Here is a 6,538-nt window from a genome sequence, read left to right on the forward strand (position 1 = left end):
GAGTTGAGGGTGGACGGCCGCAGGATCGAGGCCCCGTACGAGTTCAAGGTCATCGGCAAGCCGCAGGACCTCGAACCGGCTCTCAACATCCCGGGCGGCGTGGTCCAGACGCTCGAGAAGGAACAGGCAACCGCGGAGGTCACGCGCGCCGACGACATCGTCGTGGACGCCTTGCGACCGGCGAAGCAGCCTGATTACGCTCGGTCGTCGTCACGGTGAGGCGGCGGCGCGCGGGTCGTGGTCGGCGCGGAGGGCGGTCCGTACGCGCCCGGCGGCCGTCGCCGCCGGTGCGGTGAATCCGTACATGGAACGATTCTGCGGACCTAGTCCCACTATCCGCTCATACGACAGGCACGGGCCGCCCGGTGAAACCGGACGGCCCGTAGTTCTCATGCGGCGGCTACCGCGAGGACACCATGCGTTAGCCGCGCGTACGCGGCATCAGCCGCGTACGGACGACATCAGCGCGGCGTCAGTGCGGCATCAGCTGTGCGTACGCAGCATCGTCCGCATCGTCCGCATGGCGACCGACAGGTTCGCCAGGTCGAAGGCGTCCGACCCCTGGATCTCGTCCAGCGTCGTGCGCGCCCGGCCCAGGATCGCCGCGTTCTTCTCCTCCCACGCCGTGAACCGCTGCTCGGTCGTCGCGGAGCCGTCGCCCGCCGCCAGCACATCGGCGGTGAGCGCCGCGTGCGCCGCGTACAGGTCCTCGCGGATGGACGCGCGGGCCATCGACTGCCACCGGTCGGCGCGCGGCAGCTCGATGATCCGGTCCATCAGCTTGGTGATCGAGAGCCGGTCGCCGACGTCGTAGTAGACCTCCGCGACGGCCAGCGCCTCCTTGCCCGTACGGTCCGCGATGGCGACGATGTCCAGCGCCGGGAAGACGGACGAGAACCCGGCGACCCGCTCCGAGAGCTCCGCCGGCACCCCGGCCTCGACCAGCTCGTCGCGGATGGACTGCCACCAGCTCTGGTCCGCGCCGCGCAGCAGCTTCGGCAGCTCGGCCCAGACGCCGCGCACCCCGTCCTTGAAGAACTCGATGGTCTCGGCGAGCTGCACCGGCTGCGGCCGGTTGTTGAGCAGCCACCGGGTGCCGCGCTCGACGAGGCGGCGCGAGTGCAGCCGGATGCGGGTCTGGACGTCGGCGGGCACCTCGTTGTCGAGGGACTCGACCTCGTCCCAGACGGCGTTGAGCCCGAAGATCTCGCGGGCCGCGGCCTGCGCCCGCACGATCTCCTCCAGCGAGGCCCCGGTCTCCTCCCGCAGCCGGTGCAGGAAGGTCGAGCCGCCGCTGTTGACGGTGTCGTTGACCAGCACCGTCGTGACGATCTCGCGGCGCAGCGCGTGCTTGTCGATCCGCTCGCCGAACGTGTCCCGCAGCTCCTGCGGGAAGTAGGCGTGCAGCAGCCACTGGAGGTACTCGTCGTCCGGCAGCCCGGTGGCCAGCAGCTCCCTGGACGCCGTGATCTTGATGTAGGCGAGCAGGACCGCCAGTTCCGGCTGGGTCAGACCGCGGCCGGCGCTGACCCGCTCGCGGATCTGCCGGTCGGTGGGCAGGAACTCCAGCGCGCGGTCCAGGTGCCCGTCGCGCACCAGGCGGCGCATGATCCGCTGGTGGGCGTGGAGCAGGCTGGGCGCCTGGGCGACCGCGTTGGACAGCGCCACGTTCTGCGCGTAGTTGTTGCGCAGCACCAGCGCGCCGACCTCGTCGGTCATCTGCGCGAGGGTCTTGTTGCGGTGCTTGACCGTGAGGTCCCCGTCCGCGACGGCCGTGTTCAGCAGCACCTTGATGTTCACCTCGTGGTCCGAGGTGTCCACGCCCGCGCTGTTGTCGATCGCGTCCGTGTTGATCCGGCCGCCGGTGGACTCCGGACCGCCGACGAGTGCGAACTCGATGCGGCCGAGCTGGGTCAGGCCCAGGTTGCCGCCCTCGCCGACGACGTGCACCCGCAGGTCCGCGCCGTCCACCCGGATCGCGTCGTTGGCCTTGTCGCCGACGTCCGCGTGCGTCTCGGTGGACGCCTTCACGTACGTGCCGATGCCGCCGTTCCACAGGAGGTCGACCTGCGCCTTGAGGATCGCCTTCATCAGCTCGGCGGGGGTCATCTTGGAGACGCCCGCCGCGATGCCGAGGGCCTCGCGGACCTGCGCGTTGACCGGGATGGACTTGGCCGAGCGCGGGTGGATCCCGCCGCCCTTGGAGAGCAGCTCGGTGTTGTAGTCGGCCCAGGACGAGCGCGGCAGCTCGAAGAGGCGGCGGCGCTCGGCGTACGAGGCGGCCGCGTCCGGCGTCGGGTCGAGGAAGATGTGCCGGTGGTCGAAGGCGGCCACCAGCCGGATGTGCTCGGAGAGCAGCATCCCGTTGCCGAACACGTCGCCGGACATGTCGCCGACGCCGACGACCGTGAAGTCCTCGCGCTGCGTGTCGTGGCCCAGCTCCCGGAAGTGCCGCTTGACGGACTCCCAGGCGCCGCGGGCGGTGATGCCCATGCCCTTGTGGTCGTAGCCCGCCGAACCGCCGGAGGCGAAGGCGTCGCCGAGCCAGAAGCCGTACGACTCGGCGACCTCGTTGGCGATGTCGGAGAAGGTCGCGGTGCCCTTGTCGGCGGCGACGACGAGGTACGTGTCGTCCTCGTCGTGCCGGACGACGCCCTTGGGGTGCACGACCTCGCCGCCGACCAGGTTGTCGGTGATGTCGAGCAGGCCGGAGATGAACGTCTTGTAGCTGGCGACGCCCTCGGCCAGCCACGCGTCGCGGTCCACCGACGGGTCGGGCAGCCGCTTGCCGACGAAGCCGCCCTTCGCGCCGACCGGCACGATGACGGTGTTCTTCACCATCTGCGCCTTGACCAGGCCGAGCACCTCGGTACGGAAGTCCTCGCGCCGGTCCGACCAGCGCAGCCCGCCGCGCGCGACCTTGCCGAAGCGCAGGTGGACGCCCTCGACGCGGGGCGAGTACACCCAGATCTCGTACGCGGGCCGGGGCGCGGGCAGGTCCGGGATGGCCTGCGGGTCGAGCTTGATGGACAGGTAGCCGTGCGGCTTGCCGCCCTCGTCCAACTGGAAGTGGTTGGTGCGCAGGGTGGCCTTGATGACGGTGAGGAAGGAGCGCAGGATGCGGTCCTCGTCCAGCGACACGACCTGGTCGAGCGCGCCGTCCAGCTCCTCCAGCAGGCCGTCGATCAGCTCGTGCCCGGCGCGCTGGCGCTCGGGAGCCATCCGCGCCTCGAAGAGGTTCATCAGCAGCCGCGTGGTGTGCACGTTGGTGCTGAGCGTGTCCTCCATGTACGCCTGGCTGAACGTCGACCCGGCCTGCCGCAGGTACTTCGCGTACGCGCGCAGCACCATCGCCTGCCGCCAGTCGAGACCGGCCCGCAGCACCAGGTTGTTGAAGTTGTCGTTCTCCGCCCCGCCGGTCCACACCGCCGCGAAGGCGTCCTGGAACCGCTCGCGCGCGTCGTCGCCCGCGATGTGCTCGGGCATCCGCAGCCCGAAGTCGTAGATCCACGCGGTGGACCGGTCCGAGCAGCGCAGCTCGTACGGACGCTCGTCGACGACCTCGACGCCGAGCCGCTGGAGCACGGGCAGCACCGCGGAGAGCGACACCGGCTCACCCGTGCGGTAGATCTTGAAACGGCGCTCGCCCGCGGTCGCGCCCACCGGCTCGTACAGGCTGAGCGCGAAGTCGTGGTCGCCGCCCGCCGTGGTGAGCTTCTCCAGGTGCTGGAGGTCGGAGACGGCGGCGCGCGGCGAGTGGTCGGCCTTGTAGCCCTCGGGGAACGCCTGGCCGTAGCGGCGCAGCAGCTCCGCGGCGCGCTCCTCGCCGACCTCCGCGGTCAGCGCCTCGGCGAAGCCGTCGGCCCAGGACCGGGCGGCCTCCACCAGCCGCGCCTCGATGCGGTCGACGTCGGCGTCGGTGAGCTCCTGGAGGGCGGCGCCCGGCTCGACGCGCACGACGAAGTGCAGCCGGGAGAGGACCGACTCGGTGTTCCACGCCGTGTAGTCGACGCTGGTGCCGCCGAGCTCCTCCTTGAGGATGTCGATCAGCCGCAGCCGCACGCCGGTGGTGTACCGGTCGCGGGGCAGGTAGACGAGAGCGGAGTAGTAGCGCCCGTACTCGTCCTGGCGCAGGAACAGCCGCAGCCGGCGGCGCTCCTGGAGGTAGAGGACGGAGGTCGCGATGGAGCGCAGCTCGTCGGCCGGGGTCTGGAACAGCTCGTCGCGCGGGTAGGTCTCCAGGATCTGGAGCAGGTCGCGGCCGTCGTGGCTGTCCGGGGTGAAGCCCGCGTCCGCGAGGACCTGCGCGACCTTGCGGCGCACGACCGGCACACGGCGTACGGACTCGGTGTACGCGGCCGAGGAGAACAGCCCCAGGAAACGGCGCTCGCCGATGACGTTGCCCTCGGCGTCGAACTTCTTCACCCCGACGTAGTCGAGGTAGGAGGGGCGGTGCACGGTGGCGCGGCTGTTGGCCTTGGTCAGGACGAGCAGCTTGTGCTCACGGGCCTTGGCGCGGGCGTCGGCGGGCAGCCGGCTGAAGGACGGCGACGCCGGGCGCGCGAGGTGCGAGTGGGGACCGGCGTGGTGGCCCTCGCCCTGGTGCGAGGGGTCGGCGCGCAGGATGCCGAGGCCGGTGCCGGGGACAGCGGTGAGCACGTCCTCCTCGTCGCCGTCGGTCGTGGCCGTCACCAGCTCGTACTCGCGGTAGCCGAGGAAGGTGAAGTGGTCGGCGGCGAGCCAGCGCAGCAGCTCCTGGGCCTCGGTCACGTCCTGCTGGTCGACGTCGTCGGTCGGCTCGGCGGGCAGCCCGTCGGCGAGGCGCTCCGCGGCCTCCCGCATCTTCTGCCAGTCCTCGACGGTCTCGCGGACGTCGGACAGGACGCGCAGCAGATCGGCGGTGATCTGCTTCAGGTCGCCCCGGTCGGTCTCGCGGTCGATCTCGACGTGGATCCAGGACTCGGTCAGCGCGTCGTGCGGAAGCTGGACGTCCCGGCGCACTCCGTGGCCGTCGCAGTCGTTGCCGATGATCTCCAGCAGCTTGCCCGTCACATCGCGGCGGACGATCACCTGCGGGTGGATCACGATGTGGATGCCGCGGCCCTGGCGGGACAGCTCATTGGTGACGGAGTCCACCAGGAACGGCATGTCGTCGGTGACGACCTCGACGACGGAGTGGCTGCACGTCCAGCCGTTCTCCTCGACCGTCGGGGTGTGCACCCGGACGTTCGCCGTTCCCTGCGGCCTGGTTTCAGCGAGTCGGAAGTGGGAAAGTGCAGCACCGAAGACATCGACCGGGTCGCGGCCGCTGAGGTCTTCTGGAGCAGTGTGCAGGTAGTAGCGCTGGAGGTACGCGGTAAGGGTCTCCGGGTCGAGACCCTGAACCGGAGGCGGACTCCCGGCAGGGGTGATCTCGGCGACCCGGGCGGCCCGTGCGAGCAGCTCGGCCTTGGCTTCGTCCAGCTTGGTCTGCATGTCCTCTGGCTCCTGTCGCGCGCCGTTGCGTGACATCGATGGCGGTGGCATCACGCCGCGGCACGGGGTGTCCGGTCGTAATCGACGTTATGCCGGAATGAGGGAAGACCGGGCCGTTCTCGGCCAATTTCGGGGAACGCACCCGGTCGGAGAAATCAGCGGCTGCCCGGGCACGGTGGTGCTCCGGGCGCAGGGCAGGGGCCTCGTCGCCCCCGCGAGATATCGCGCTGATCACCCAGTAAGGCTATCGCTCCTGACCGGGGACCCGTCACGGGCCGTTTGTGTACAAAACCGAGGGGCCGACTTCGACGTTCTGGACAGCGACGCAGGCCACATCCACACTCTTGACAAGGACCCACGGCTCTGACAGCACGCTCTGACGACAGCACGGAGGTGGACGCGATGACGGCGAGGATCCTGATCGTGACCGGGGACGCGGCAGAGTCCCTGGAGGTGCTCTACCCGTACCAGCGGCTGCGCGAGGAGGGGTACGAGGTCCACATCGCCGCCCCCACCCGCAAGAAGCTGCGGTTCGTGGTGCACGACTTCGAGGACGGCTTCGACACCTACACCGAGAAGCCCGGCTACACCTGGCCCGCCGACCTCGCCTTCACGGAAGTGGACCCGGGCGCGTACGCGGCACTGGTAGTACCGGGCGGCCGGGCCCCCGAGTACCTGCGCAACGACCCCGAGCTCCGCAAGATCCTCAAAGCCTTCTTCGACGCCGACAAGCCCGTGGCCCAGATCTGCCACGGCCCCCTGATCACCGCCGCCGTAGGCGGCCTCGGCGGCCGCCGCGTCACGTCGTACCCCGCCCTCGAACTCGACATCCAGGCCGCCGGCGCCGAGTTCCAGGACTCCGAAGTAGTAGTCGACGGCACCATGGTCTCCTCCCGAGCCTGGCCCGACCACTCGGCTTGGATGCGCGAATTCCTGACGGTGCTACGGGCAAAGGCCCCGGTGACGTAGCAGACCGCCACGTCCGACGTTTGAGCCCGCTTTCCCCGCCCACTCACCGAGCGCACAAATCCAGCCCGTCAGGGGGCACCTCCCAGCGGTAGCT

3 protein-coding genes are annotated in these 6,538 nt (G+C 70.2%); 2 read left to right on the plus strand and 1 reads right to left on the minus strand.

Translation table 11 applies throughout. The features are described 5' to 3' along the window. Positions 1 to 219 (plus strand): DUF881 domain-containing protein (locus ACFU99_RS28380; RefSeq protein WP_384397315.1); only part of this gene is annotated, 219 nt, incomplete at its 5' end. A 264-nt stretch (positions 220 to 483) separates the two neighbouring features. Here the strand turns inward: ACFU99_RS28380 and ACFU99_RS28385 are convergent. Next, on the minus strand, positions 484 to 5,475 hold the full coding sequence (locus ACFU99_RS28385; protein WP_384397318.1) for an NAD-glutamate dehydrogenase: 4,992 nt from the start codon (positions 5,473 to 5,475) through the stop codon (positions 484 to 486). Between the two features lie 402 nt (positions 5,476 to 5,877). On the opposite strand from ACFU99_RS28385, the gene ACFU99_RS28390 reads away from it, so the two are divergent. Beyond that, entirely contained in the window at positions 5,878 to 6,444 is a 567-nt protein-coding gene (locus tag ACFU99_RS28390; protein ID WP_384397320.1) for a DJ-1/PfpI family protein, read from the plus strand. Positions 6,445 to 6,538 lie beyond the last annotated feature (94 nt).

It is taken from the genome of Streptomyces sp. NPDC057654 (assembly GCF_042800135.1).
In the GTDB taxonomy this organism is placed as follows: Bacteria; Actinomycetota; Actinomycetes; order Streptomycetales; family Streptomycetaceae; genus Streptomyces.